Genomic DNA, 26,302 nt, shown 5'->3' on the forward strand with positions numbered 1-26,302 from the left:
ATGATGTACGAGTACTGGCTGGCAGCAATCCCTAAATTGTCTGATAAGAAAAAGATGCTGCTGAGAAAAAAGATTGGTACGGGGAAGGATATATTTTATATAGAAGAAACAAAATTAATGACGCATGAGTTCTTAAACAGGGATGATGTCAATACAATTATGCAGGCACAGAAATCGCGGAATCTTGAGGAAGATTTTCAGGAGCTGAGGCGAAAAAATATACGGTTTCTGCCTCATTTCTCGGAAGAATTTCCCAAAAAGCTTCTGGAAATCCCTTCTCCGCCTTATGCCCTTTATGTGAAGGGAAACCTGCCTCCAGAGGACCGAAAAGCTATTGCCATCGTGGGAGCCAGAAAGTGCACTCCATATGGGGAAAAGTATGCTTTAGAATACGGAGAAAAACTGGCACAGTGCGGGATAAGCGTAATCAGCGGACTTGCAAGGGGAATTGACGGCATCGGACAGAGAGGCGCTCTGATGGGGAAGGGAAAGACCTTTTCCGTGCTCGGCTGCGGCGTGGATATTTGTTACCCAAAAGAAAACAGGGGCCTGTATGCTGATATTCTGGAACAGGGAGGCGGCGTTCTGTCAGAATTTTTACCCGGGACACCGCCCGTACCCCAGAACTTTCCCAGACGCAACCGTATCATCAGCGGATTATCAGATGTTGTGCTTGTGATGGAGGCGAGAGAGAAGAGCGGGTCCCTGATTACGGCGGATATGGCACTGGAGCAGGGGAAAGACATTTATGCCCTTCCAGGACCGGTTAACAGCAGTCTGAGCCAGGGGTGCAACCAGCTCATCAGGCAGGGCGCGGGCATTTTGATTACACCGGAAATACTGCTCGAGGAGCTTGGAATATGCGGGTTTCCGGATACGGTAAAAATAGACAAAAATAAAAAAGTGCTTGAAACTACGGAAAATATGGTGTATAGTCGACTTGATTTGTATCCCAGAAATGTAAGTTCGCTGATTGAGGAAACTGCACTTAGTGCAAATGAGGTGGTAGAGGTGCTTGTTTCACTGGAGCTTAAGGGATATGTCAGAGAAGTATCTAAGAATTATTACATTAAATTGAAATAATAAATGTGTCCGGGTCTATACAAAAAACCGGGACAGGTGGAGGAAAGAATTTTTATGGCACATTATCTGGTTATTGTGGAGTCACCCGCAAAAGTGAAGACAATTAAGAAATTTCTGGGAAGCAGCTATTCAGTTGCGGCGTCGAACGGTCATGTCAGGGATCTGCCGAAGAGCCAGCTGGGAATTGATGTGGAGCACGACTATGATCCGAAGTACATCACAATTCGGGGAAAGGGAGACATCCTTGCAAACCTGCGCAAAGAGGCGAAAAAGGCCGACAAAGTTTATCTTGCGACTGACCCTGACCGTGAGGGGGAGGCAATATCCTGGCATCTGGCAACAGCACTGAAGCTGGATGACAAGAAAATGCGCCGTATCACGTTCAATGAGATTACGAAGAATGCGGTAAAAGCATCTTTAAAGTCACCGAGAGACATAGACATGAATCTGGTGGATGCACAGCAGGCACGCCGTATTCTGGACAGAATGGTGGGATACCGGATCAGTCCGGTCCTGTGGGCGAAGGTGAAGAGGGGACTGAGCGCGGGACGTGTGCAGTCTGTGGCGCTGCGCCTGATCGCGGACAGAGAATCTGAGATAGATGCATTTATCCCGCAGGAGTACTGGTCTCTGGATGCGATTCTGAAAGTAAAAGGTGAGAAGCGGCCATTGACGGCAAAGTTCTATGGCACGGAAAAGCAGAAGATCACAATCAGTTCCAAGGCGGAATTGGACCAGATCGTGGAAGCGATTGAGAATGAAGAATATAAAGTGACAGATGTGAAGAAAGGGGAACGAATCCGTAAAGCCCCGCTTCCGTTTACGACGAGTACACTTCAGCAGGAAGCTGCGAAAGTGTTGAACTTTGGTACACAGAAAACGATGCGTATCGCACAGCAGCTGTACGAAGGAATCGACATCAAAGGAAATGGCACGGTCGGCGTGATCACATATCTTCGTACAGACTCTACAAGAATTTCAGAAGAAGCGGACGCAAATGCAAGGCAGTATATTGAAGAAATATACGGAAAAGAGTATGTGGCAGCTTCCACAGCCGCAAAAAAGACGGAGAAGAAGATTCAGGATGCCCATGAAGCTATCCGTCCGACCGATATCAGCAGGACACCGGCATCATTAAAAGAATCTCTTTCCAGAGACCAGTTCCGCCTCTACCAGCTGATCTGGAAACGGTTTGCGGCCAGCAGGATGAAACCGGCAAAATATGAGACAATTTCTGTTAAAATCGGGGCTGGTGATTACCGTTTTACAGTGTCAACCTCCAAGGTTGTATTTGACGGATTCCGCAGTGTTTACACCGAGGCGGATGAAGAAAAGGAAGAAAGCAATGTTCTGGTTAACGGCCTGAGCATGGAGACAGAGCTGAAAAAAGACAGCTTTGATACAAAGCAGCATTTTACACAGCCGCCGGCGCATTTTACGGAGGCAACGCTTGTAAAGACACTGGAAGAACTGGGGATTGGACGTCCAAGTACTTACGCGCCTACAATTTCAACCATTCTCGGGCGCCGCTATGTGACAAAAGAAGCTAAGAATTTATATATTACGGAAATCGGTGAAGTCGTAAACAACATTATGAAACAGTCTTTCCCGAGCATCGTGGATGAAAACTTTACGGCTAACATGGAAGGCCTGCTAGATATGGTGGAAGAGGGAAAGGTGGCCTGGAAGGAAGTTATCCGGAATTTCTATCCCGATTTGGACGAAGCCGTGAAGATCGCAGAGAAAGAGCTGGAGAGCGTTAAGATAGAGGACGAAGTGACCGACGTAATCTGTGAAGACTGTGGACGCAACATGGTCATTAAATATGGCCCCCACGGGAAGTTCCTTGCCTGCCCTGGATTCCCGGACTGCAGGAATACGAAGCCGTATCTTGAGAAGATTGGCGTTTTGTGCCCGCTCTGCGGAAAAGATGTAGTAATCCGCAAGACGAAAAAGGGAAGAAAGTATTATGGCTGTGAAAACAACCCGGAATGTGAATTCATGTCCTGGCAGAAACCATCGAAAGAGAAGTGTCCGGAATGTGGAAACTATATGGTTGAAAAGGGGAATAAGCTAGTTTGTGCGGATGAAAAATGCGGTTATGTCCGAAATTTGAAAAAGAATTAGAATTATAGAAAAGAATTAGATAAATTACGTTGATAATTCGAAAGTTGTATGATAACATATCTATATCGAGGAAATTGGGAAGATTTGTATATACAATTAGAATTGGAGGAAATTTATGAGCGTACAGTTATTGGATAAAACGAGAAAGATTAATAAGTTACTGCATAACAATAATTCCAGTAAGGTGGTTTTCAATGATATATGTGCCGTCCTTACGGAGATTTTGAATTCCAATGTGCTTGTAGTAAGTAAGAAAGGAAAGATCCTGGGGGTCAGTAAGTGTTTAGAAGTAGACGGGATCAAAGAACTGATTACGGAGTCTGTGGGATCCCATATTGATGAAATGCTGAATGAACGGCTTTTAAACATCCTGTCCACGAAAGAGAATGTGAATCTGGAGACACTGGGATTTTCGGCAGACAGCGTTAAAGGTTACCAGGCAATTATTACACCGATCGACATTGCAGGTGAGAGACTAGGGACCCTGTTTATTTATAAGCAGAACTCTGTCTATGAAATTGACGATATTATCCTGAGTGAGTATGGAACAGCAGTGGTGGGACTTGAGATGCTCCGCTCTGTGAATGAAGAGAGCGCGGAAGAGACAAGAAAAGAGCATATTGTACAGTCTGCAATAAGCACACTCTCATTCTCCGAACTTGAAGCAATTATTCATATTTTTGAAGAATTAGATGGAACAGAAGGAATTCTTGTTGCCAGTAAGATCGCAGACCGTGTGGGAATCACAAGGTCCGTGATTGTAAATGCACTTCGCAAATTTGAAAGTGCAGGAGTCATTGAGTCACGTTCTTCCGGGATGAAGGGAACCTATATCAAGGTGCTCAATGATTATGTTTTTACAGAATTGGAAAAGATTAAAAAAGAACGTTTATAAAAGTTTATTCTTATCAGTGGATGGGATAATCGAAAGGGTATCAGGCAGCTGATGCCCTTTCTGTTTCCAGATTAATAAAAGAACAGGAGGCATAATATAATGTATGAAGGAAACCCGGTAGATTTGCAGATGGAGAGTGTGATTTCAGCAGACGGTATTTTTGATGATACATCACATCATTGTCAGGTTTTTAAGTATGATTTGGAGGAAGACTACATATACTTGCTGCTGAAGGAAGACCAGCTGACAGCTATTTCACTGGATGCCAAGTATCAGTGTTACATTTCCACAAAGAAAGAACTGCTTTACTGTACGGGAGTCGTAAAAGAGCGCTATCAATGCGAGCACGGTGATATGATCGTGTTTAAGATTAAAAATGGATTCTACAATGTATCCGGTGTGAAACGCCCTGTAAAAAGAAAGTAAAACTGGTAACATAAGATTTTTATGTTTATAAACTAAATATAAAAAATTAGAAACTCTGTTGACAAAATGGAAACAGAGTGCTATTTTATATTCATGAGGTTAGCACTCAAAAGAAATGAGTGCTAATAAAACGAAAAACAAGGAGGAATTACTATGAAATTAGTACCATTGGGTGACAAGATTGTATTAAAACAGGTAGAAGCAGAAGAGACAACAAAATCAGGTATCGTCCTGCCGGGCCAGGCTAAAGAAAAGCCACAGGAGGCAGAAGTTATCGCAGTGGGTCCTGGTGGAAATATAGATGGAAAAGAAGTGACGATGCAGGTTAAGGTTGGGGATAAAGTAATCTATTCCAAATATGCAGGAACAGATGTAGAACTCGACAAAGAGGAATATATCATTGTTAAGCAGAGCGATATCCTTGCAATCGTAGAAGCATAGAATATCCCGGGCCGCTTTAGCGGCGGTATACGAACCGGAAGCGGACAGAGAATAACCAGAAAAGAAGATTTCAGTAAAAGAATAGAAGAAAAGAAAGAGGAGTGACAGACATGGCAAAGGAAATTAAATACGGATCAGAAGCCAGAGCAGCATTGGAAAGAGGCGTTAACCAGCTGGCTGATACAGTAAGAGTAACATTAGGACCAAAAGGAAGAAACGTCGTACTTGACAAATCATTCGGAGCACCGCTTATCACAAATGACGGTGTAACAATTGCGAAAGAGATCGAACTGGAAGACGGATTTGAAAATATGGGGGCACAGCTGATTAAAGAAGTAGCTTCCAAAACAAATGATGTAGCAGGTGACGGAACAACAACAGCTACAGTACTTGCACAGGCTATGGTTCATGAAGGAATGAAGAATCTTGAAGCAGGCGCTAACCCGATCGTTCTTCGTAAAGGTATGAAGAAAGCAACAGATGTTGCAGTTGAAGCAATCGCAAAGATGAGCAGCAAAGTGAAAGATAAAGAGCAGATCGCAAGAGTTGCAGCCGTATCTTCAGGGGATGATTCCGTAGGCCAGATGGTAGCCGATGCTATGGATAAGGTTTCTAATGATGGAGTTATCACAATCGAAGAATCCAAGACAATGCTGACAGAGCTTGATCTTGTAGAAGGTATGCAGTTCGACCGTGGATATATTTCCGCATATATGGCTACAGACATGGAGAAGATGGAAGCTAATCTGGAAGATCCATATATTCTGATCACAGACAAGAAGATTTCTAACATTCAGGATATCCTGCCTCTGTTAGAGCAGATCGTCCAGTCAGGAGCAAGACTTCTGATTATCGCTGAAGATATCGAAGGAGAGGCCCTGACGACTCTGATCGTGAACAAACTGCGCGGAACATTCAATGTAGTAGCTGTAAAAGCACCTGGATATGGTGACAGAAGAAAAGAAATGCTGCAGGATATCGCAATCCTGACAGGCGGACAGGTGATTTCCGATGAACTTGGAATGGACCTGAAAGAAGCTACAATGGATCAGCTTGGACGTGCAAAATCTGTTAAGGTTCAGAAGGAAAACACAGTTATCGTTGATGGCTGCGGAGATAAGAAAGCAATTGAAGACAGAGTTGCACAGATCAAAAAAGGTATTGAAGAGACAACATCTGATTTCGATAAAGAGAAATTACAGGAAAGACTTGCCAAACTTGCTGGCGGTGTAGCAGTTATCCGTGTAGGAGCTGCAACTGAGACAGAGATGAAAGAAGCGAAGCTTCGTATGGAAGATGCCCTGAACGCTACAAGAGCAGCTGTAGAAGAAGGAATCATTGCAGGAGGCGGATCCGCATATATCCACGCAGCAAAAGAGGTTGCAGCCCTTGCTGAGACACTTGACGGGGATGAGAAGACAGGTGCCAAGGTAGTTCTGAAAGCTCTGGAATCACCACTGTACCACATTGCAACAAATGCAGGTCTGGAAGGCGCTGTCATCATCAACAAAGTAAAAGAATCAGAGTGTGGAATTGGATTCGATGCTTACAAAGAAGAATATGTTGATATGGTAAAAGAAGGAATTCTGGACCCGGCTAAGGTAACAAGAAGTGCATTACAGAACGCAACAAGCGTAGCTTCTACCTTACTGACAACAGAATCTGTAGTTTCTACTATTAAAGAAGATACACCGGCAATGCCAGCAGGCGGTGCAGGTGGAATGGGAATGATGTAATAAGCCCTTCAATCAGACAGGGGCCGGCATATGAAACAACCCGCAGGACTTGTGGTCCGGCGGGTTGTTTGTTATACTGGTTTTTGGATATACTCATTTTTTATAACTGTATGCGATTTATAAGCAGAGGTTTATAATAGGAGTTAAAATAAATCAAGATTAATTTTACTCTTATGAGAAGGAATGCCTTGACAACTCGGCTTTATTTTTGTACTATATCAGTTAAAATATCGTAACAATTCAGAATTATGAATAGTTACCTATACGTTAATACTATTAGAGGAAAATGGAGGATGTTAAATCATGGGTAAAATTATTGGAGAGGGTATTACTTTTGATGATGTACTTTTAGTACCTGCATATTCAGAGGTGATTCCAAACCAGGTGGATTTGTCTACAAATCTTACGAAGAAAATACGGCTGAATATCCCGATGATGAGTGCGGGCATGGATACAGTTACGGAGCACCGTATGGCTATCGCTATGGCTCGTCAGGGCGGGATCGGTATTATTCATAAAAACATGTCTATTGAGGAGCAGGCAGAAGAAGTTGATAAGGTAAAGAGATCTGAAAACGGGGTCATTACGGATCCTTTTTATCTGTCACCGGAGCATACTCTTGAGGATGCGAATGATCTTATGGCTAAGTTCAGGATATCCGGGGTACCGATCACAGAGGGAAAGAAACTGGTCGGGATCATTACAAACCGTGATTTAAAATTCGAAGAAGATTTTTCTAAAAAGATTAAAGAGTCAATGACTTCCGAAGGTCTGATTACTGCAAGGGAAGGAATCACACTGGAGGAGGCTAAGAAGATTCTTGCAAAGGCAAGGAAAGAAAAACTTCCTATAGTAGATGCAGAAGGAAACTTGAAGGGTCTGATCACCATTAAGGATATCGAAAAGCAGATCAAATACCCGTTATCAGCGAAGGACGAACAGGGCCGCCTGCTCTGTGGAGCCGCAATCGGAATTACAGCAAACTGCCTGGAGAGGGTCGAGGCACTTGTACGCGCGAAAGTGGATGTTGTCGTTATGGATTCTGCACACGGACATTCTGCAAATGTTCTGCGCACCGTACGCATGGTAAAAGAAAAATATCCAGACCTTCAGGTGATTGCAGGAAATGTGGCTACAGGTGCGGCAGCAAAGGCTCTGATTGAGGCTGGTGTAGATGCTGTTAAGGTAGGAATAGGACCAGGTTCCATCTGTACAACACGTGTCGTAGCAGGAATTGGTGTGCCGCAGGTTACAGCGGTTATGAACTGCTATGAGGCCGCGAAAGAATATGGTATCCCGGTTATAGCAGATGGCGGTATCAAATATTCAGGGGATATGACAAAGGCAATCGCAGCCGGTGCAAATGTATGTATGATGGGAAGTATCTTTGCGGGATGCGACGAGAGCCCGGGAACATTCGAATTATTCCAGGGAAGGAAATATAAAGTATACCGCGGCATGGGTTCCATCTCTGCAATGGAGAACGGAAGCAAAGACAGATACTTCCAGGCTGATGCGAAGAAGCTTGTTCCGGAGGGTGTGGAAGGACGTGTTGCTTACAAGGGAACAGTAGAAGACACTGTGTTCCAGCTGATGGGCGGACTTCGTTCCGGCATGGGATACTGTGGAACAGCTACCATCGAAGATTTGAAGGAGAATGGTCAGTTCGTTAAGATTTCCGCTGCTTCACTGAAGGAAAGCCATCCGCATGATATTCATATCACAAAGGAAGCACCAAACTACAGCGTGGATGAATAAGAGAGCTGTCAGTAAGACTGAATAATTAATAATAACTCAATATTAAATAAAAAGTGAGGAAAAGGAAGACGCTTAAATCCAGTCTTGTTTCCTCACTTTTTCTGTTTGTCTAACTGTTTTCATCGATATCAATTGGTTTGTTGGCGAATAAGGTTGATAATATGATAGATGTACTTGTGGTTCCATATCTTTTCAACTGGTCAATCAGGTGTTCTAATTCGGAAGATTCGTGAAGTGCTGCCAACAGCATTGCATTATGTATACCGACTACTCTGTGATGCTCCAGAATCTGCGGGCAGGAACTGCAGAAACTGCTGAATGCTGCATATTTCATGGGTATAACATCTACGGCAATAAAGACGGTCAGGCTTTTGGAGAGCTTGGCAGGGTTTATACGGGCGTGGTACCCCTGAATGACACCTGATTCTTCCAGACGGCGTATACGCTCTGTGACTGAGGGGGCGGACAGGTTTACCTGCTGGCTAATTTGCTTGATCGAGGTTCGGGCATTTTGCTGTAAAATCTTCAAAATTTTGTAATCTGTTTTGTCCATCTTTATCTCCTTTTTAAATAAGGTTTTTAATTATGTATTCTTTCTTTTTTTATGTTTTGGATTATGTTTACCTTTTTTTAATTATATACCAAAAATAATTAGAATTGTATACTGAATATAAAAAAGGAGGATACGAAATGAAAAAATTAAATCAACCTATCACTGGAATCTGTTCATTTGCAAAGTACCCTATTTGCACAGACATGGAGGAACTGGATGCGGACATCGCAGTGCTTGGTGTTCCCTATGACCTTGGGGTTGGATTTTTATCCGGGGCCCGTCTCGGACCCAGACGAATCAGGGAGGTATCTACACATTATGCGCGCGGTGATGCAGGGTTTTATGATCCTGAAACACAGGAACAGCTATTGGCGGCACCGATCAGGGTGGTTGACTGCGGTGATGCAGATGTGCTGCATGGGGATATCGAATATTCTTTTAAAAGTATTGAAGAATCTGTGAGAAAAATATTGGAAAAAGGTGCGGTTCCGGCAATCATGGGAGGGGACCATTCCATTACAATTCCTGTGGGGCGTGCGCTGTCGTGCCTTGGCAGTGAAATCTGTATCGTGCATATTGATGCACATTTAGACTGGACTGACCATGTGGGTCCGCAATATTATGGAAATGGAAGCCCTATGAGAAGACTTTCGGAGATGGATCATATTGGCCCGATGATACAGATCGGGATGAGAGGACTTGGGTCAAGTAAGCGGGCAGATTTTGAAGATGCGGAAAAATATGGAAGTATTGTGGTTCCGGCAAAAGAAGTACACAGAACAAGGATGCAGGAAGTGCTGAAAAAAGTACCGAAGGCAGAGAAATATTTTATTTCTCTGGACATTGACGGTTATGACATTTCAATTGCTCCGGGGGTCGGATCACCGTCACCGGGCGGCTTATATTATGATGAAGTAGCAGAATTGCTGGCAGGAGTCTGCAGCATGGGGGAAATTGTCGGATTTGATCTGGTAGAGGTTGCACCGCAGTATGACCCTGCCGGAGTGACTCCCCGTGTTGCCGCAATGACAATGCTGAATCTTATGGGGCAGATTATGAAGCATAAAAAATCCTGATAAAGATAGGGGGGAGAAATGATGAAACGTTTTTTTGCTCGGGCAACAAAGAAACATACAGAGGTAAATCCTTTCTTTGCACTACTTGTTATCCTGGTGATTGCAACTATTTTTTCCAACATTATTCCAAGCGGAATGTATGAAAGGCTTTCCGTAGACGGAAGGATGGTAGTCGACCCGGATAGCTTCCAATATGTAGATAAACACTATGTAGGTATTTCAGATTTTTTCTTATCTTTTTACCAAGGCTTTAACAATGCAGCCAGTTTAATGGCGATGCTGTTTTTTGCAGGAGGGGCCTTTGGTGTTGTAAAGCGTATCGGCCTGCTTGAAACTGCGATAAAAGCACTCGCGCATAAGCTCAAGCATACGAGTTTTTATGTCATTGCATTTATTCTTATGCTTGCAATCGGGACACAGGTGGCATTTACAAGTATGTGGGAACTTAGCGTAGTGATTATTCCCATGATCGTCCCCCTTGTACTTGCACTCGGATATGATGTGGTAGTCGGGGCTGGGATTGTCATGCTTGCCGCATGCGCCGGTTTCGGGGCGGCGATGACAAATCCGCTGTTTACTGCTATCGCACATAAACTGGCGGAGCTCCCGATTTATTCGGCACTTGGATACCGGGCTGTCTGTTTCGGGGTGATATTGTTTATCTGTTATCTTTATCTGATGCGGTATGCAAAAAAGATTAAGAAGGACCCGTCTAAAAGCCTGATGAATGGAATGAATACAAAATACACAGCGATTAAAGAGGAAGCAGTGACCTTTACCCCTGCATTAATCCGTGCCGGAATTGCATTTTTAGCAGTTTTTGCGTTTTTGCTTTTCGGTACAGTCAGGATGGGTTTTGATTTTCCGCAGATGGCAGCATGCTTTGTGGCAATGACATTTGCAACAGGGCTTGCATACGGGAGTGGGCTTAATGAGATATGTGACATGATGGGCGAGGGCATGAAAGATTTGTTTTATGCTGCTATGGTTATGTTGTTTGCACGCGCTATCCTGTATATTCTGGAGGAGGCGATGGTGGTGGATACGATTATCGCCTTTCTGGCAAGGCTTGTTGTTGGGAAATCTTCCCTGATTACTGCGAACCTGATGCTTGTTATGCAGACAATCATTAACTTTTTAATACCGTCGGGCAGCGGGCAGGCAGCAATTACGATCCCGATTATTGTTCCATTGGCGGATATGGGAAATGTTACACGCCAGGTGGCTTGTCTGGCAAGCCAGTTTGGAGACGGGTTCTCTAACTTTTTGTACCCCACGAACGGTTCCCTGATAGCAATCCTGATGGTTGCCGGGATACCTTATAAAAAATGGCTCCGCTTCTTTGGTCCGTTGTTTCTCATAATCATGGCGGTATGTATGGTATTCATCAGCATAGGGGTAGGGATCAAACTAGGCCCATTCTGACCGGTATGAAGAGGCATGCAGATATAGCGGCGAAGAAAAATTAATAAAATAATCATGAATTATTCAATTTTATATTCTGTTTCTGTGCTAAAATAGTCGTAGATCATGTGGTGAGGGTATACTAATGAGGAAGAAACGAAGGCGCAGATATAGATTTTCAATAAAGAATTTAAATTTGGATAAGAAGACATTGTGTATTTATGGCGGAATTATATTTCTGGTGATTTTAACGATCGTGCTGGGGATTTACTCGTGTACAGCAGGAAGCAGGAACCGGGAGAATACAGGTGTTAAGGTGGATGCGTCCCAGGCGGATATCGATGTCCAGCTTCTGGATGTCAATGAATACTCCAGACCCGGGATTGAGTCGGACCCAATCAAGGGAATTGTCATCCACTATACGGCGAATCCGGGAAGCACGGCACAGAATAACAGGGATTACTTTGAAGGGCTCAAGGACAGCCATGAGACGTCTGTGAGCAGCCACTTTGTGGTAGGGATAGACGGAGAGATTATACAGTGTGTTCCTACATGGGAACTCGCCTATGCCTCGAACAGCAGGAACCACGATACGGTTTCCATTGAATGCTGCCATCCGGATGAGAGCGGAAAGTTTACAGACGAGACTTATAAGTCTCTGGTACAGTTAACAGCGTGGCTTTGTGACAAGTTCGGCCTGACCGAGGACGATGTGATACGACATTATGACGTGACGGGAAAGATATGTCCGAAATATTTTGTAGAGGACGAGAAGGCCTGGGAGCTATTTAAAGGAGACGTGAGAGCGGCTCAGGAACGAAGCAAAGCTGGTAAATAAGGAAAAGGTATTTCTGAACGGGAATACCTTTTTTTCTTGCTAACCCCTGGGAAAATTGCTATAATATGGTGTATTAGTTTTGAAAAGAAATAAAAGGTGGACGGTGGAAGATGAATGATTTAGAAATGTACCGTGAGCAGCTTGCATTATGCGATGATAAAATTATTGACGCCCTGGTGGAACGTAATGCGATAGTTGAGAAGATCATGGCATATAAGGAAGAGTATGGCATGCCGATCCTGCAGCCGGCTCAGGAAGATAAGCAGGAGAGAAGGCTTCAGGAAAAGCTGGAGGGAAACAAGTATCAGGAAGAGATTCATGATGTATTTCGCAGAATTGTCAGGAATAGTAAGAGAATACAGGCAAGAAAGCTCTTTTCTTATAATATTGTCCTTATCGGTTTTATGGGTGCGGGCAAATCAACGGTATCGGATTACTTAAGCACCATGTTTGCAATGAAGATTGTGGAGATGGACCAGGTGATTTCAGAGCGGGAAGAGATGAGTATTCCGGATATTTTTGCTACATATGGAGAAGAATATTTCAGAGATCTGGAAACAAAGCTGCTTGTGGAGATGCAGTCAAAGAAGAACACGATCATTTCATGTGGAGGCGGTGCGGCTTTGCGTGAGGAGAATGTTGCGGAGATGAAGAAGAACGGCAGGGTCGTACTTCTGACGGCAAGCCCGCAGACCGTATATGAGCGTGTTAAGGACAGTGAGGAGAGGCCGATTCTCAATGGCAATAATAATGTGGAATATATAGCGGAGCTGATGGAAAAGCGCCGTGAAAAATATGAGGCGGCTGCGGATATTGTTATTCAGACGGATAATAAGACTGTGCTGCAGGTGTGTGAGGAACTGATTTCTAAATTAATGGAGATGGATGCAGAGTAATGTTTGATAAATTTTTCCCTGATGACTATAAGATGTCTACATACGTCATCCCTTTTGAAAAATTATATGAGGAAGGTATGAGAGGCGTTATATTTGATATTGATAATACCCTTGTACCGCATGGCGCGCCTGCGGATGAACGTGCAAAGAAATTATTTGCGCGCCTGAAGGATATCGGTTTTTCATCCTGCCTGATATCCAACAATCAGGAGGCACGTGTGAAGATGTTCAATGAAGAGATTCAGACGAACTATATTTATAATGCGCACAAGCCTTCCACGAAGAATTACAAAAAAGCAATGGAAATCATGGGGACAGATTGTTCGAATACGATTTTCGTAGGGGACCAGCTTTTTACGGATGTATGGGGTGCGAAAAGAACCGGGATCAGGAATATCCTAGTGAAGCCGATCCATCCGAAAGAAGAGATCCAGATCGTTTTAAAGCGTTATTTAGAGCGGATTGTGCTGCATTTTTATAAAAAGAAGCAAAAGAAGACAGCATCTAAGTAAAAAAAGGTTGAAAAATATAGGAAACTATTATAAAATTATAAACAGTGTAAATTAGGTAAGTGCATGAATTGCGCAATTGAAGGAGGATTACAATGATTTCAGCAGGAGATTTTAAGAATGGTTTAACAGTTGAAATTGACGGAAATATTTACCAGATTTTAGAGTTCCAGCATGTAAAACCAGGTAAAGGTGCAGCTTTTGTCAGAACAAAAATGAAAAATATAATCAACGGGGGTGCTGTAGAAAGAACATTCAGACCTCAGGAGAAGTTTGAACAGGCACGTATCGAGAGAAAGGACATGCAGTACCTTTATCAGGACGGAGATTTATATAACTTCATGGATGTGGAGACATATGACCAGATCGCACTGAATACAGAAGTAGTTGGAGATGCTCTGAAGTTTGTAAAAGAGAACGAAGTAGTTAAGATCTGTTCCCATAACGGTAATGTATTTTCCGTAGAGCCGCCTCTGTTCGTAGAGCTTGCTATTACAGAGACAGAGCCTGGATTCAAGGGTGATACAGCTCAGGGAGCTACAAAGCCGGCTACAGTTGAGACCGGGGCAGTCGTTTATGTTCCGCTGTTCGTAGAGCAGGGAGACGTACTGAAGATCGATACAAGAACAGGGGAGTACCTGTCACGTGTATAAGAGCATGGAATGAAAGAATAGGCCTGCATGGATAGAGTTTGTATCCATGCAGGTCTTTATTAGTTTCATGGGAAAGTACGCCCCATGAAACTGGTTACATAATGCAACAAATCTTGGCAGAAAAAAGGATTGTGTTTTCGGCGGGAATCGGATATAATCTATTTACATAATTTGTTTCAGATCCATTTATCAAGGCACGGGTCGTGCCGTTTTCACAACTTTTATGATGAGCGTATAATATTAGAGAGGAGATATATGGGATATCAGGAATTTTTATACGCTGTTGAAAAAGAATTGAATAAAAGATTAAAGGAGGGGGTAAAGGCAAGTGTTTATACTGCTGTTAAGAATAACGGCAAAGAGAAAAAAGGAGTTATGATTGAACGGACAGGGAGTAATACAGCCCCTACAATTTATCTCGAAGGCTTTTTTGTCAGGTTTCAAAGAGGGGAATCTATGGAAAAACTGATCGGGGAGATCATGGCATTCTATGAATCAGTGGGGGAAGAGCAAATCTGGGATCCTGCGCAGTTTGAGGAATACTCAGAAATCAGGAACAAGATCGTGTTCAAGCTTGTCCATAAGATGAAAAATAAAGCCCTTCTTAAGAAGGTGCCGTATGTCGACGTGCTGGACCTGGCGATTGTCTTTTATGTTCTTTTAGACCTGGATAAAAAGGGGACAGCCTCTATTCAAATAAGTAATGACCATCTGGAGAAATGGGGGATTTCGAGAGATGAGCTTTTCACTGAGGCAGTCAAAAATGTAAAGACAGTACTTCCCGCGGAATTTTTTACAATGCAGCATGCAATCGCGGAAATGCTGGAGGTCACCGAGGACCGCGAGGCGGAGAATCTTCTTCGGGAATCCCGGAAAAATAAAAAAGATGTTATGTATGTACTTACAAACTCTGCAAGAAATTATGGCGCGGCATGTATGATATATCCACATGTGCTCGAAATGATCGGCGATATGCTGAAAGAGGATTACTATATCCTTCCGAGCAGCGTCCACGAGGTCATTATTGTCCCTGAGTCCAGAGGACTGGACCCGGATGAGATGGACGAGATGGTGAACGAAATCAATGAGACACAGGTAGAGCCGGAGGAGGTATTAAGCAGCCATGCTTACTTCTACCAGCGCAAGGGACGCCGGCTGATGATGCGGCCAAAAGGCGGCATGGAATAGGTGTATAACTTTACACTTTTGCAGGCTGCAGGCGGATAACTGTATAAACCGGAGTTGGTGCAGACTTACTAGAATTTCGTTACTGTTCACACCCTACGGGCGTGCACAGTAACGGCATCTGCCCATTAAAAGTCGCCTGCGGCGAGGGGCAGATGCCCCGAAACCATCACTTTATCGGCCCCGATGCCGTGCAGCTAGGTGCACGGCACGGTGTGAACAGTAACAGAATTTCCACCAACTCTGGTTTTTTGTTTCTTTAGTCTTTACTTTTTGGAAAATTTGTGCTAGGATTATAAGGCGTTCTGTTGAGGATGATTTAAGACTGGCAGGACATATCCGATTATGCGTCTGTAGCTCAGTGGATAGAGCAATGCCCTCCGGAGGCATGTGCGGCGGTTCGACTCCGCCCAGACGTGTATTTTTTATGCTCTGAAACTTATCAGGGGGCGGGATGACTTTTGCCCCAACATTATAAGGATACAAATGTTAATATATACAAGAAGGAATGAGTGAGATGTCAGGTTATAAGAAAGCGTTTAAAAAGGCATTCCCTTATACGATTCCGGTGCTGACGGGATATTTATTTATCGGGATTGCTTTTGGGGTCATGTATGCGGAAAAAGGATATTCAGCCTGGTGGGCCGTACTAATGAGCCTGCTGGTGTATGCCGGGTCAGGGCAGTATCTGGCGGTTAACTTTTTTGTCCCCGGAATTTCCTTCATACAGGTGATTTTTATGACGCTGATGGTTAATATACGCCATATCTTTTATGGATTGTCGCTGCTGGAACGGTTCCACAGAATGGGTGCGAAACGCTGGTACATGATTTTCGGTCTGACGGATGAGACATACTCGCTTTTATGTACAACGAAGGTGCCCGAGGATGTGGAGGAGGACAAGTTCCTGCTCGCAATCTCACTTCTGGATCAGAGTTACTGGGTCATTGGCTCTGCAATAGGGGGGATCCTGAAGAGTGTCCTGCCGTTCAATGCAGAAGGGATTGAATTCGCGATGACAGCTTTGTTTGTTGTAATATTTGTGGAACAGTGGATGGAGGCAAGGAACCGGATTCCGGCAGTGATCGGGGTGATCAGTGCCCTGCTGTGCCTGCAGGTATTCGGAAGCGCAAGCTTTGTCTTCCCGACCATGATATTGAGTATCCTTGTGCTGTTTGTTATGAAGAAGCGGCTGGACAGGGATACGGATCACGGAAATGAAGGGGAGGTGGAGGCATGCCGGTAAATGCAGTGACTTCTCTACTGATCATACTTGCAGTGGCGGCAACGACGTTTGCCACAAGGGCTGTTCCGTTTCTTGTTTTCCCGAAAGGGAAAGAGATACCAAAGGTTGTTGAGTACCTGGGAAAGGTCCTGACACCTGCTGTGATAGGTATGCTGGTCATATACTGCCTGAAAGACACGCAGATTATGGCAGCTCCTCATGGATTACCAGAACTGATTGCCGTATTGGCTGTCGTGGTTCTCCATGTATGGAAAAGGAATAACCTTTTAAGCATTGGGGCGGGAACTGTTTTGTATATGGTTCTTGTCCAAATAGTGTTTTAAAGAGATATTGGAATAAGGAAGAGCCTGCAGATGGGGTTTGATTTGACTCAAATCCACCTGCAGGCTCTTTTTTAACTGAGATTTAGTTTTTTGTTCATAATATACTGGACACCGAAATAGGCTGCTATCATAATGATGGCTGACATGACTCCTCCCAGTCTGAAAGAAGTTATCATATAATGTGTGGCTGGCATTCCACGGCTGGCAAGATATGCTGTCGTGCCGGGCCCTATATTAAATGCAAACATCAGTGAAAATGAGAGGACCTGTATTATGGCTGACAGTATAAAATAAGTGACAATCGCACATAAGATGCGGTGGCCCGGGAACAACTGCCCGATTGCCACACAGAGGTAAAGCATGACAATGCTGCCAAGGGTGCCAAACAGGGAATAAATCAGCAGGCTGATACCAAACTGTGTGATCGGCATTCCAAGAGACTTCGTAACATCCGCGGCCACCTGTGCATATGCCTCCGTCACATTGTCGCCGCTTACCAGTATCAGTAAGGATGCGGCCGAGATCAGGACACTTGAAAATTCCCATATGATTCCGGATATAATCTTTGCCCACAACTGCTGTGTTGCCGTTGCCGGAAGGGTCCATGTCAGATATCCTTCATCTGTATACAGGTTTTTATAAAAACGGGCAACTAACAGAATGTTAATGCCAAATCCAACACCGGTGAACAAGAGGAGGAACAGGGAGAAAAATAAAATCAGCGGAGAAAGGTAAGCTTCTGCTTTTAAATTAAAGTCCAGCCGATTCATGAAAAGAATGCGTCCGAGTATGCAGGCAGTCACCAATATGGCATGCAGTACAATGAAAATGCGTATTCCGTATTTCAGATCATATTTCACTAATTTCCCTAACATTTGAATACCTCCCTGAATAAAGCATCTACAGATTTGCCCCATTTGCTGCGGATCTCGTCAACCGTTGCATTCAGGGTAAGCTGTCCGTTCTGAAGGAAGATTACCCTGTCCAGCACGTTTTCAATATCAGTAATGAGATGTGTAGATAACAGGATTGTTGCATTCTCATTGTAATTCGTCAGAATCGTGTGCAGGATATAATCCCTGGCCGCCGGGTCGACACCCCCGATCGGCTCGTCCAGTATGTAGAGTTCTGCATCCCGGCTCATGACAAGGACAAGCTGGACCTTTTCCTTTGTTCCTTTTGAAAGTGTCCTCAGGCGGGCATGGATGTCAATTTCCAGATCTTTCAGCATGGCATTTGCACGTTCGATGCTGAAATTGTCATAGAAGTCTACAAAATAGGATAAGATTTCGTCTACCCGCATGTGATCATTTAAATATCCACGTTCAGGCAGATAGGATACCAGTTTTTTTGTTTCGACCCCGGGAGCCAGACTGTTAATCATGACACGGCCGTCAGTGGGAATAAGAAGTCCGTTAATCAGCTTGATCAGCGTTGTCTTGCCGCTGCCGTTCGGGCCGAGCAGGCCTACGATCTGGCCTCTTTCCAGAGTCAGGTCCAGATTGGAAAGGGCATAGAAGTTGTTATATTTTTTAGTTAATCCCTGACATTCCAGAAGTGGTTTCATTTACTTATCCTCCTTTAATGCTTTCTGAATCAATTCTAAAGTCTCCCCGGATTCAAATCCAAGCAGTTCCATTTTCTCAAGAAACTGGTGGATGTGCTCCGATGCCAGTTCAAGCTTCATATTCTTCAGCATCTTCTTGTCCTCAGTGATAAACCGGCCGCTGGTCCGCTGTGAATATACCAGTCCGCTTCTCTCCAGCTCGGAGAGCGCTTTCTGCATGGTATTCGGGTTCACGGCGGCATCCAGTGCCAGATCACGTACGGAGGGAAGCTTGTCTCCCGGCTTGTATGTGCCGGCAATGATGTCCTGCTGGATCCGTTCCATGAGCTGCAGGTAGATGGGACGGTCATTATCTAAATCCCACGGCATCTAAGTCACCTCTTTTTCTATAATGTACAACAAAAATAAACGATACCTCATCATATCTTTTTTGCGGGGAGATATCGCACACCGTTGCTGCTTATAAATCTACGACTGTACTAACTATATAATACAATCATACAATGAGGCTGTGCAGATGTCAAGTCTCAGTCAGCAGACTTTTCATGATCTGCGATAATCTTGTTTAATAAGTCCGGATCAAATACACCTTTTCGCAGCATTTCGATCTCATACTTATAAGGGGCATAAGACTTCTTCTCCTTTGTCGGGGACGGAATATAGGGTGTTTCCAGAATCTTGGGCACGTTTTCAAAGTCTTTATGGTGTACAATGGTGTTGATTGCATCAAAGCCGATTTCGCCGAAACCAATGTTTGCATGACGGTCTTTCGCGGCCCCGGGAACATTTTTACTGTCATTAATATGAAAAACTGCGATCTGGTCCTTACCGATGATCTGGTCGAATTCCTGAACGACGTCATCGAAATGGTGGACGATGTCATACCCGCTGTCACTTGTGTGGCAGGTATCAAAACATACCCGGAGTTTTTCGTTATATGTGACCCCGTCGTAGATGCGTGCCAGTTCTTCAAATGAGCGCCCAACCTCGGAACCCTTTCCGGCCATTGTCTCAAGCGCGATGAAACAGTCCGTATCCTTCGTCAGGACTTCATTCAGTCCTTTGATGATCTGTGCAGTGCCGGTATCTGTTCCCTCACCGACGTGTGCGCCGGGGTGGAGGATCAGGATGTGGCTTCTGCAGGCAACGGTACGTTTAATCTCTTTATCGAGAAATTCAACGGCGAGCTCAAAAGTCTCGGGCTTTACGGCATTGCCGAGATTGATGATGTATGGGGCATGGACGATAATTTCATCGATGCCATGTTCACCCATATATTCCCATGCCGGACCGATATTCAATTCACTGATATCCTTACGGCGCGTATTCTGGGGCGCCCCTGTATAAAACATAAATGTATCTGCTCCATAAGAAACAGCTTCTTTCGCGGAACCGAGCAGCATTTCTTTACCGCTCATCCCTACATGTGATCCTATTTTCATTATTGTTACCATCCTTCTTAAAATATGCTTAAACTCCGGGCCCGAAAACACGGGCAATCTTCTATGATTAATACTTGTACTTCCTGATTATACATGATAAAATATCCGAATGGAAGAAAAATAGAACGGAGCGTGAAATAAAAGTGAATACATTACTGGAACTTATTACCATAGAAATGAAAAAAGCCTTTCAGGAAGCCGGATATGATGAGGCTTTTGCGAAGGTGACGTTATCCAACAGACCGGATTTGTGTGAATATCAGTGTAATGGTGCAATGGCAGCTGCAAAGACTTATAAAAAGGCGCCGATCATGATTGCGAATGATGTGGTGGCCGGGTTGAAGGACTGTGCCTGTTTTGAAATGGCAGAGGCTGTCAATCCCGGATTTATCAATCTGAAGGCAGATCCTTCTTTTGTGGCGCAGTATCTGAACGCGATGGCGTCGGACTCTGACTTAGGTGTGGAGAAGGAAAAGAATCCAAAGACAATCATGGTTGATTACGGCGGGCCGAATGTGGCCAAACCCCTGCATGTCGGGCATCTCCGTTCAGCAATTATCGGAGAGAGCGTGAAGCGTATTGCCAGATTTAAAGGGAACGAAGTAATCGGAGATATCCATCTGGGCGACTGGGGATACCAGATGGGGTTAATTATTACAGAACTGAGAAAAAGAAAACCGGAGCTTCCTTACTTTGATGAGTCCTTTGAGGGTGAATATCCAGAGGAAGCGCCGTTTACGATCGGCGAACTGGAAGAGATATATCCGACGGCCAGTGCATATGCAAAGGAACATGATGATTACAGGGATGAAGCACTTAAGGCAACGTTCCTGCTCCAGAACGGGCACGCAGGATACCGTGCGATCTGGAATCATATCATGAATGTTTCGGTGACTGACCTGAAGAAGAATTATAAGAATCTGAATGTTGACTTCGACCTCTGGAAAGGCGAGGCGGATGCACAGAAGTATATCCCTGATATGGTGGAAAGACTGAAAAGTGAAGGGTATGCCCACTATGATGACGGTGCACTTGTGGTAGATGTACAGGAAGAAGATGATAAGAAGGAAGTTCCGCCGTGTATGATCTTAAAGTCTGACGGGGCCGCGCTGTATGATACAACGGACCTTGCAACACTGGTAGAGAGAGAAAAGCTGTACCGTCCGGACGAAGTGATCTATATTGTGGACAAGCGTCAGGAACTTCATTTTGTACAGGTTTTCCGCTGTGCAAAGAAGACGGGTATTGTGCGTGAGGAGACGGCACTTAAGTTCCTCGGCTTCGGTACGATGAACGGGAAAGACGGCAAGCCTTTCAAGACGAGGGAAGGCGGTGTGATGCGTCTGGAGAACCTGATCCGGGAAATCGATGATGAGATGTACAAGAAGATCATGGACAACCGGACTGTCACAGAGGAAGAAGCAAGGAACACGGCCAAGATCGTGGGACTGGCAGCCATCAAGTATGGTGACTTGTCCAACCAGGCAGCGAAAGATTATGTGTTTGATGTAGACCGTTTTACATCTTTCGAAGGAAATACAGGGCCTTATATTTTATACACGATCGTGCGTATCAAGTCTATTTTAAATAAATACCGGGAGAACGGCGGAGAGCTTACACAGCTTTCTGTTAAAAATGCGTCCAGTGACTGTGAAAAGGCACTTATGCTGGAGGCCGCAAAGTTCAACGATGTGATAGAGGCAGTATACGAAGAGACGGCACCTCACAGGCTCTGCGCATACATTTATGATCTGGCCAATGCATTTAATAAGTTTTACCATGAAACAAAGATTCTGACAGAGGAGAACGAGGAACGGAAAGCAGGATATATTGCACTCCTGAAACTTGTAAAAGAAATTCTGGAAACATGTATCGGCCTGCTCGGATTTGAGGCACCGGAAAGGATGTAGAGAAAGATTATGACAGAAAAGTTATTTTATCAGGACAGTCATATGACGGAGTTTACGGCCCGGGTCTTAAAGTGTCAGCCGAAAGGGGAAGAGTATGAGGTGGTCCTTGACAGGACTGCCTTTTTTCCCGAGGGCGGCGGGCAGTATGCGGATACGGGCACACTTTCAGGGGTCAGGGTCAGGGATGTCCATGAAAGGGACGGTATCCTTTATCACCTGACAGAAGCGCCTGTTGAGGAGAACACGGATGTAACAGGAGTAATTGACTGGGATATGCGTTTCATGAAAATGCAGCAGCATACTGGCGAGCATATAGTTTCGGGACTTGTCCATGAAAGATTTGGATATAATAATGTGGGATTCCATCTGGGCAGTGAGGACTGTACGATGGACTTTAACGGAGATATTACAAAAGAAGAACTCCGGGAAATCGAGTGGGCAGCCAATGAAGCGGCAGTGAAAAATCTGGATGTCCTCGTCAGCTATCCTTCAAAAGAAGAACTGAAAGATCTGGAATACCGCAGTAAGATCGAGATAGAGGGACAGGTCAGGATTGTAACGATTCCGGGATATGATGTGTGTGCATGCTGTGCGCCGCATGTGAAGAGGACCGGGGAGATCGGTGTCATTAAGCTGACAAATGTGCAGCGCTATAAAGGCGGCGTCAGGGTGACTATGCTCTGCGGATTCCGCGCCCTTCTGGATTACCGGCAGAAGGAGGAGCAGGTGAGAAGTATTTCTGCCAGTCTGAGCGCGAAGGAGAATCAGGTGGCGCAGGCTGTGGAACACATGAAAGAGGAGAACGGCCGGATGAAGCAGAAGCTTTCGGACAGCCAGAAGCAGCTGCTTATGTACAGGGCAAAGGAAATCCCAAAGGATGAAGCATTTGTATGCTTTTTCGAACAGGGCCTTGAGGGTGAAGGGCCGAGAATCCTTATGAACCTGGTTCTGGCCGAAGGAAAAGAAGGCTGTGCTGTTTTTGTGGAAACAGGGGATGAGGAGTACCGTTATGTGATTGGCAGCAGGAATCTGGATGTCCGCCCGCTGGCAAAAGGCCTGAATGAGGCATTCTCAGGACGGGGCGGCGGAAAGCCGGAGATGGTGCAGGGGTCCTTAAAAGGGAAAGAAAGCGATGTGAGGGTGTGGATACAGAAGAAAGTGAGGGAAACAGACGAATGAATAAGAATCCGGGGGCAAAGCAGTTTTGGAGACTGACCGGCCCCATTCTTTTGTATTGGCTGATTGAATTTGCAGGAAGGATCATCGCAGAGCTTTTCGTGATGGCCCCGCATTTTGGTGAGATCATGAGAAATACGCTGGCAGCAGGCGCATCCACGCAGGATGAGTTTATGGAGCTGACCATGCAAAGTACCGAAAAGTTAATGGAGATTGTCGTAAGATATCAGGTTGAGATCCTGGCATTCGGGGCTCTGTGTACGATACCGCTGACATGGTTTTTGTTCCATGCGGACCGGAAAATGGAGCGCACACTTCAGATCCCGTTAAATAAAAAAGCCGGTATCTTAAAATATGCAGAGATCATCGGGATAGGCGTTGCAGTGTGTATCGGTCTGAACTGCTTAAGCTTCATGACCAATCTGGCGTTTTTCAGTACCGAGTATCAGAAAACGTCGGAGACTTTTTACTCGGCAGGTATTCCGGTCCAGATTATCTGTTTGGGAATTATCATGCCGATAGCAGAAGAGATGATGTTCCGCGGTGTGCTTTATAAGCGGTACAGGGAACAGGGCGGATTTTTGAAAGCCGCATTGTATTCGACACTCTTATTCAGTATTATACACGGGAATATAGTACAGTTTTTATATACTTTTGCACTGGGGATGCTGCTCTGCTATGTATACGAGAAATTTGGGTCCTTCAAGGCCCCTGTTGTTCTGCATATCTTAGTGAATATGGTCTCTCTGGTTCTGACGAATACAGGGGTGTTTACCTGGCTTACAGGCAGGGCCATGAGGATGGGAATCACAACAGTAGTCTGTGCATTTGTAGGTTCGGTGATGTTTGTATTGATTCAGCGCATCGATGAAAAGCCGGATGTGGCAGTGCCTAAGCAGGAGCCGGATGTTACGAATATGTTTTAGGGTATGTTTTGAGGCAGACACAGGACTTTTTACGAAGTCCTGTGTCTGTTTTTACAATCAGATTTTCCGGTCAAAGGGTTTGCAAAAAGTGCAGAAAAATTTGCTTGACTTTTGAAGGATCTGGGAGTAATCTATTAACACAGACAGAACAAAAGTCTGTATCAAGGATTTATCTTTTATTTCTTTTGGGATCTTGGAATCTTTAATTTTCCATGTTTAGTATTTTAATATTACAGTGTTTTTGGGCTTTTTAATAAGATTTGCATAGCATGCTAGTGAATAAAAGGCGGGTTATACGGCTATTCAGATATATTATGAGATATAAAGAATATGACCAGTGCAGTGAAAAGCAGTCAGAGAAAATATTTTATAGCATAAAATTTATATAAGTTTTTGTACTTGACATACTATACAATATATGATATTATACGATACATAAAATAAATCTAAAGTTCTTAAATTACTATTTTCAAAACAGTGTATTGATTGTCACTGTTTCGGCTTTGAGAGTTTCTCTCATATTTTACATTTTGTTTTAATTGATATCGTTTGTTTTCTTATATCTGTAAAGATATATCATTCGGTAATAATTCTTTTCGGATCGTCTCCGGAGATACTCGTACTTTATTTGGTAAGAAGCATTGGTTAAGCCCGTAAGTAAAGGGAAAACGATGCTTTGGCAGGCATATGTGCCGATGCATTTTTAGCAGACGGCGTTTTTTCTCTATACCTGCAGATAGATATTTTGGAAAGGCGGTGGTGCGTATTGATCTGTTAAAGTTTGTCCGTTCACAGGACCTGTAATTGAAAAATGTAAAGGTGAGTTTATAAACAGACAGCGAAGCGGATTTGGAATATCCGGTTCGGTTAAATGAACAGGAGGAATGTATATGAAAACATTTATGGAAGAATATGGAGTTATTGTAGTAGCGGCAATCGTAATTATGATTATTGTAGTGGCAGCAACACCGCTTGGCAACAGCATTAAGGCGGGCATTATTGAGGCAGTGGGGAAATTGACAACGGCACTCGGCACAACAGCATCCGTTGTCGGATGATAGACGGGGGAGCGCTGGATGAGGGTTTCAAAGGAAGCATGGAATTTAAAGGATGAGAGCTTCGGACCGCTTCTTGAATATGTGCGGGACGAAGAGATTACGGATATTAACTATAATGGGAAGGATGTATGGGTAGAGCATTTAAAACACGGTATTTATAAAGTGCCCGTGCATCTGACAGAAGAATTCGTCAGCCAGCTCAGCATCCGGGTTTCCAATGTAGTGAGTGAGCAGATAAACAAGTTTAACAATGTGCTGGAGGCGGAGACCGATATCTTACGGATATCCATTATACATCCAAGTGCCACCAATACAGGGTATGCGGTATCGATCCGCAAGACACCGGCGGTCATGCGGCTGACAAAAGAGAAGATGCTGAGGGAACAGTACTGTTCCGCAGAGGTTCTGGCGTTTCTAGTCCTTTGCATGAAGGCCAGAATGAATATGGTTTTCTGCGGCCGCCCGGGTGCGGGAAAGACGGAACTGCTGAAGTTCCTGACACAGTATATACCGAAAGAAGAAAAGGTGATGACCATCGAGGATAACCTGGAGATACACTACCGGGAGATCAATCCCGGGGCAAATTGTGTAGAATTAAAGGTTGACAGTGAGCTGTTCCCCTATACAAAGGCAATCAAGACGGCTTTGAGGCAGAACCCGCAGTGGGTTCTGCTCTCAGAGGCAAGGTCGGCTGAGGTGAAGTACCTGTTGGAATGTTTCTCTACGGGACTCCACGGGCTGACCACACTGCACACAGATGATACGAGAAAGATACCGGACAGGATCCAGAATATGATGCAGGACAGTTATGCCGCATCCAGACTTGAGAATGATATTTACAGCTTTTTAAACGTCGGGATTCTGCTCAGAAAGAAGGTGACTGAAAATAAGGAAGTGGTAAGATACATTGATCAGATATGCCTGTTCGACCGCGTGGGAGAAGAAAATATTGCGCAGCTGATTGTGGAAGGCGGCAGGTTTGTTTCGAAAGAAATACCGGTTAATCTTAGAAAAAAGTTCAGGCTGGAGAATATAAATGACCCATTTGAACAAAAAAATGTCCGGAGTACATAA

Annotated in this window: 26 protein-coding genes and 1 tRNA gene; 22 read left to right on the forward strand and 5 right to left on the reverse strand. The window is 44.4% G+C overall.

Annotation, left to right across the window (positions count from 1 at the left end; all coding sequences use genetic code 11):
* From dprA to guaB, 7 genes are all read left to right on the forward strand, one after another.
* A complete protein-coding gene (dprA, locus tag DWX43_RS00785; RefSeq protein WP_118618208.1) occupies positions 1–1,083 on the forward strand; it encodes a DNA-processing protein DprA in 1,083 nt (360 codons plus the stop codon).
* Positions 1,084–1,137: 54 nt separating this feature from the next.
* Complete coding sequence (gene topA, locus DWX43_RS00790; protein ID WP_109733063.1) at positions 1,138–3,210, forward strand: type I DNA topoisomerase; 2,073 nt, start codon at positions 1,138–1,140, stop codon at positions 3,208–3,210.
* 115 nt (positions 3,211–3,325) lie between these two features.
* Entirely contained in the window at positions 3,326–4,105 is a 780-nt protein-coding gene (gene codY, locus DWX43_RS00795) for a GTP-sensing pleiotropic transcriptional regulator CodY (RefSeq protein WP_109733036.1), read from the forward strand.
* A 99-nt stretch (positions 4,106–4,204) separates the two neighbouring features.
* The gene (locus DWX43_RS00800) at positions 4,205–4,531 is read left to right on the forward strand and encodes a hypothetical protein (protein ID WP_109733037.1); all 327 of its coding nucleotides are present in this window, start codon (positions 4,205–4,207) and stop codon (positions 4,529–4,531) included.
* Between the two features lie 153 nt (positions 4,532–4,684).
* Positions 4,685–4,972, forward strand: coding sequence for a co-chaperone GroES (locus tag DWX43_RS00805; protein WP_109733038.1), 288 nt, complete (start codon positions 4,685–4,687; stop codon positions 4,970–4,972).
* A 110-nt stretch (positions 4,973–5,082) separates the two neighbouring features.
* Complete coding sequence (gene groL, locus DWX43_RS00810) at positions 5,083–6,708, forward strand: chaperonin GroEL (protein WP_109733039.1); 1,626 nt, start codon at positions 5,083–5,085, stop codon at positions 6,706–6,708.
* A 303-nt stretch (positions 6,709–7,011) separates the two neighbouring features.
* Complete coding sequence (gene guaB, locus DWX43_RS00815) at positions 7,012–8,466, forward strand: IMP dehydrogenase (protein ID WP_109733040.1); 1,455 nt, start codon at positions 7,012–7,014, stop codon at positions 8,464–8,466.
* A gap of 109 nt (positions 8,467–8,575) precedes the next feature.
* On the opposite strand, the gene DWX43_RS00820 is transcribed toward guaB, so the two are convergent.
* Positions 8,576–9,019, reverse strand: a complete 444-nt coding sequence (locus DWX43_RS00820) for an Lrp/AsnC family transcriptional regulator (protein WP_118618210.1) — start codon at positions 9,017–9,019, stop codon at positions 8,576–8,578.
* A gap of 137 nt (positions 9,020–9,156) precedes the next feature.
* Between DWX43_RS00820 and speB the strand changes: the two genes are divergently transcribed.
* The 10 genes from speB to DWX43_RS00870 all read left to right on the forward strand — a co-directional run bounded on the left by speB (position 9,157) and on the right by DWX43_RS00870 (position 17,149).
* Complete coding sequence (gene speB, locus DWX43_RS00825) at positions 9,157–10,095, forward strand: agmatinase (RefSeq protein WP_118618212.1); 939 nt, start codon at positions 9,157–9,159, stop codon at positions 10,093–10,095.
* Between the two features lie 18 nt (positions 10,096–10,113).
* Positions 10,114–11,520, forward strand: a complete 1,407-nt coding sequence (locus tag DWX43_RS00830) for a Na+/H+ antiporter NhaC family protein (protein ID WP_118618214.1) — start codon at positions 10,114–10,116, stop codon at positions 11,518–11,520.
* Positions 11,521–11,644: 124 nt separating this feature from the next.
* The gene (locus tag DWX43_RS00835) at positions 11,645–12,337 is read left to right on the forward strand and encodes a peptidoglycan recognition family protein (RefSeq protein ID WP_118618216.1); all 693 of its coding nucleotides are present in this window, start codon (positions 11,645–11,647) and stop codon (positions 12,335–12,337) included.
* Between the two features lie 110 nt (positions 12,338–12,447).
* Positions 12,448–13,233, forward strand: a complete 786-nt coding sequence (locus DWX43_RS00840) for a shikimate kinase (protein ID WP_109733064.1) — start codon at positions 12,448–12,450, stop codon at positions 13,231–13,233.
* On the forward strand, positions 13,233–13,745 hold the full coding sequence (locus tag DWX43_RS00845; RefSeq protein ID WP_109733045.1) for a YqeG family HAD IIIA-type phosphatase: 513 nt from the start codon (positions 13,233–13,235) through the stop codon (positions 13,743–13,745). Before DWX43_RS00840 ends, DWX43_RS00845 begins: the two co-directional genes overlap by 1 nt.
* A 92-nt stretch (positions 13,746–13,837) precedes the next feature.
* Positions 13,838–14,395 carry an elongation factor P gene (gene efp / locus DWX43_RS00850; RefSeq protein WP_109733046.1) on the forward strand — a complete coding sequence of 186 codons (558 nt, stop codon included), beginning with the start codon at positions 13,838–13,840 and terminating at the stop codon, positions 14,393–14,395.
* Positions 14,396–14,650: 255 nt separating this feature from the next.
* Positions 14,651–15,583, forward strand: a complete 933-nt coding sequence (locus DWX43_RS00855) for a DUF5688 family protein (protein ID WP_118618218.1) — start codon at positions 14,651–14,653, stop codon at positions 15,581–15,583.
* 344 nt (positions 15,584–15,927) lie between these two features.
* A tRNA-Arg gene (locus DWX43_RS00860) sits at positions 15,928–15,999 on the forward strand.
* A gap of 98 nt (positions 16,000–16,097) precedes the next feature.
* Positions 16,098–16,826 carry an AzlC family ABC transporter permease gene (locus tag DWX43_RS00865; RefSeq protein WP_118618220.1) on the forward strand — a complete coding sequence of 243 codons (729 nt, stop codon included), beginning with the start codon at positions 16,098–16,100 and terminating at the stop codon, positions 16,824–16,826.
* A complete protein-coding gene (locus DWX43_RS00870) occupies positions 16,817–17,149 on the forward strand; it encodes an AzlD domain-containing protein (RefSeq protein ID WP_109731411.1) in 333 nt (110 codons plus the stop codon). Before DWX43_RS00865 ends, DWX43_RS00870 begins: the two co-directional genes overlap by 10 nt.
* Before the next feature lie 71 nt (positions 17,150–17,220).
* On the opposite strand, the gene DWX43_RS00875 is transcribed toward DWX43_RS00870, so the two are convergent.
* The 4 genes from DWX43_RS00875 to DWX43_RS00890 form a co-directional block, all read right to left on the reverse strand.
* Positions 17,221–18,024, reverse strand: coding sequence for a hypothetical protein (locus DWX43_RS00875; RefSeq protein WP_118618222.1), 804 nt, complete (start codon positions 18,022–18,024; stop codon positions 17,221–17,223).
* On the reverse strand, positions 18,018–18,716 hold the full coding sequence (locus DWX43_RS00880; RefSeq protein WP_118618224.1) for an ABC transporter ATP-binding protein: 699 nt from the start codon (positions 18,714–18,716) through the stop codon (positions 18,018–18,020). The genes DWX43_RS00875 and DWX43_RS00880 overlap by 7 nt, the downstream gene beginning before the upstream one ends.
* On the reverse strand, positions 18,717–19,085 hold the full coding sequence (locus DWX43_RS00885; protein WP_109731414.1) for a GntR family transcriptional regulator: 369 nt from the start codon (positions 19,083–19,085) through the stop codon (positions 18,717–18,719). It abuts the gene before it with no gap.
* Positions 19,086–19,243: 158 nt separating this feature from the next.
* A complete protein-coding gene (locus DWX43_RS00890) occupies positions 19,244–20,158 on the reverse strand; it encodes a deoxyribonuclease IV (RefSeq protein ID WP_109731415.1) in 915 nt (304 codons plus the stop codon).
* A gap of 143 nt (positions 20,159–20,301) precedes the next feature.
* On the opposite strand from DWX43_RS00890, the gene argS reads away from it, so the two are divergent.
* The 5 genes from argS to DWX43_RS00910 all read left to right on the forward strand — a co-directional run bounded on the left by argS (position 20,302) and on the right by DWX43_RS00910 (position 26,302).
* Positions 20,302–22,068, forward strand: a complete 1,767-nt coding sequence (argS, locus tag DWX43_RS00895; protein ID WP_118618510.1) for an arginine--tRNA ligase — start codon at positions 20,302–20,304, stop codon at positions 22,066–22,068.
* A 9-nt stretch (positions 22,069–22,077) separates the two neighbouring features.
* Positions 22,078–23,247 carry an alanine--tRNA ligase-related protein gene (locus DWX43_RS00900; RefSeq protein WP_118618226.1) on the forward strand — a complete coding sequence of 390 codons (1,170 nt, stop codon included), beginning with the start codon at positions 22,078–22,080 and terminating at the stop codon, positions 23,245–23,247.
* Positions 23,244–24,170: a CPBP family intramembrane glutamic endopeptidase gene (locus DWX43_RS00905; RefSeq protein ID WP_109731419.1), complete on the forward strand. Its 927-nt coding sequence runs from the start codon at positions 23,244–23,246 to the stop codon at positions 24,168–24,170. Before DWX43_RS00900 ends, DWX43_RS00905 begins: the two co-directional genes overlap by 4 nt.
* Positions 24,171–25,060: 890 nt before the next feature.
* Complete coding sequence (locus tag DWX43_RS26840; RefSeq protein WP_181368681.1) at positions 25,061–25,228, forward strand: hypothetical protein; 168 nt, start codon at positions 25,061–25,063, stop codon at positions 25,226–25,228.
* An 18-nt stretch (positions 25,229–25,246) separates the two neighbouring features.
* Positions 25,247–26,302, forward strand: a complete 1,056-nt coding sequence (locus DWX43_RS00910) for an ATPase, T2SS/T4P/T4SS family (RefSeq protein ID WP_109731420.1) — start codon at positions 25,247–25,249, stop codon at positions 26,300–26,302.

The sequence above is a fragment of the Clostridium sp. AF19-22AC genome (genome assembly GCF_003479085.1).
Classification (GTDB): domain Bacteria; phylum Bacillota; class Clostridia; order Lachnospirales; family Lachnospiraceae; genus Faecalicatena_A; species Faecalicatena_A orotica.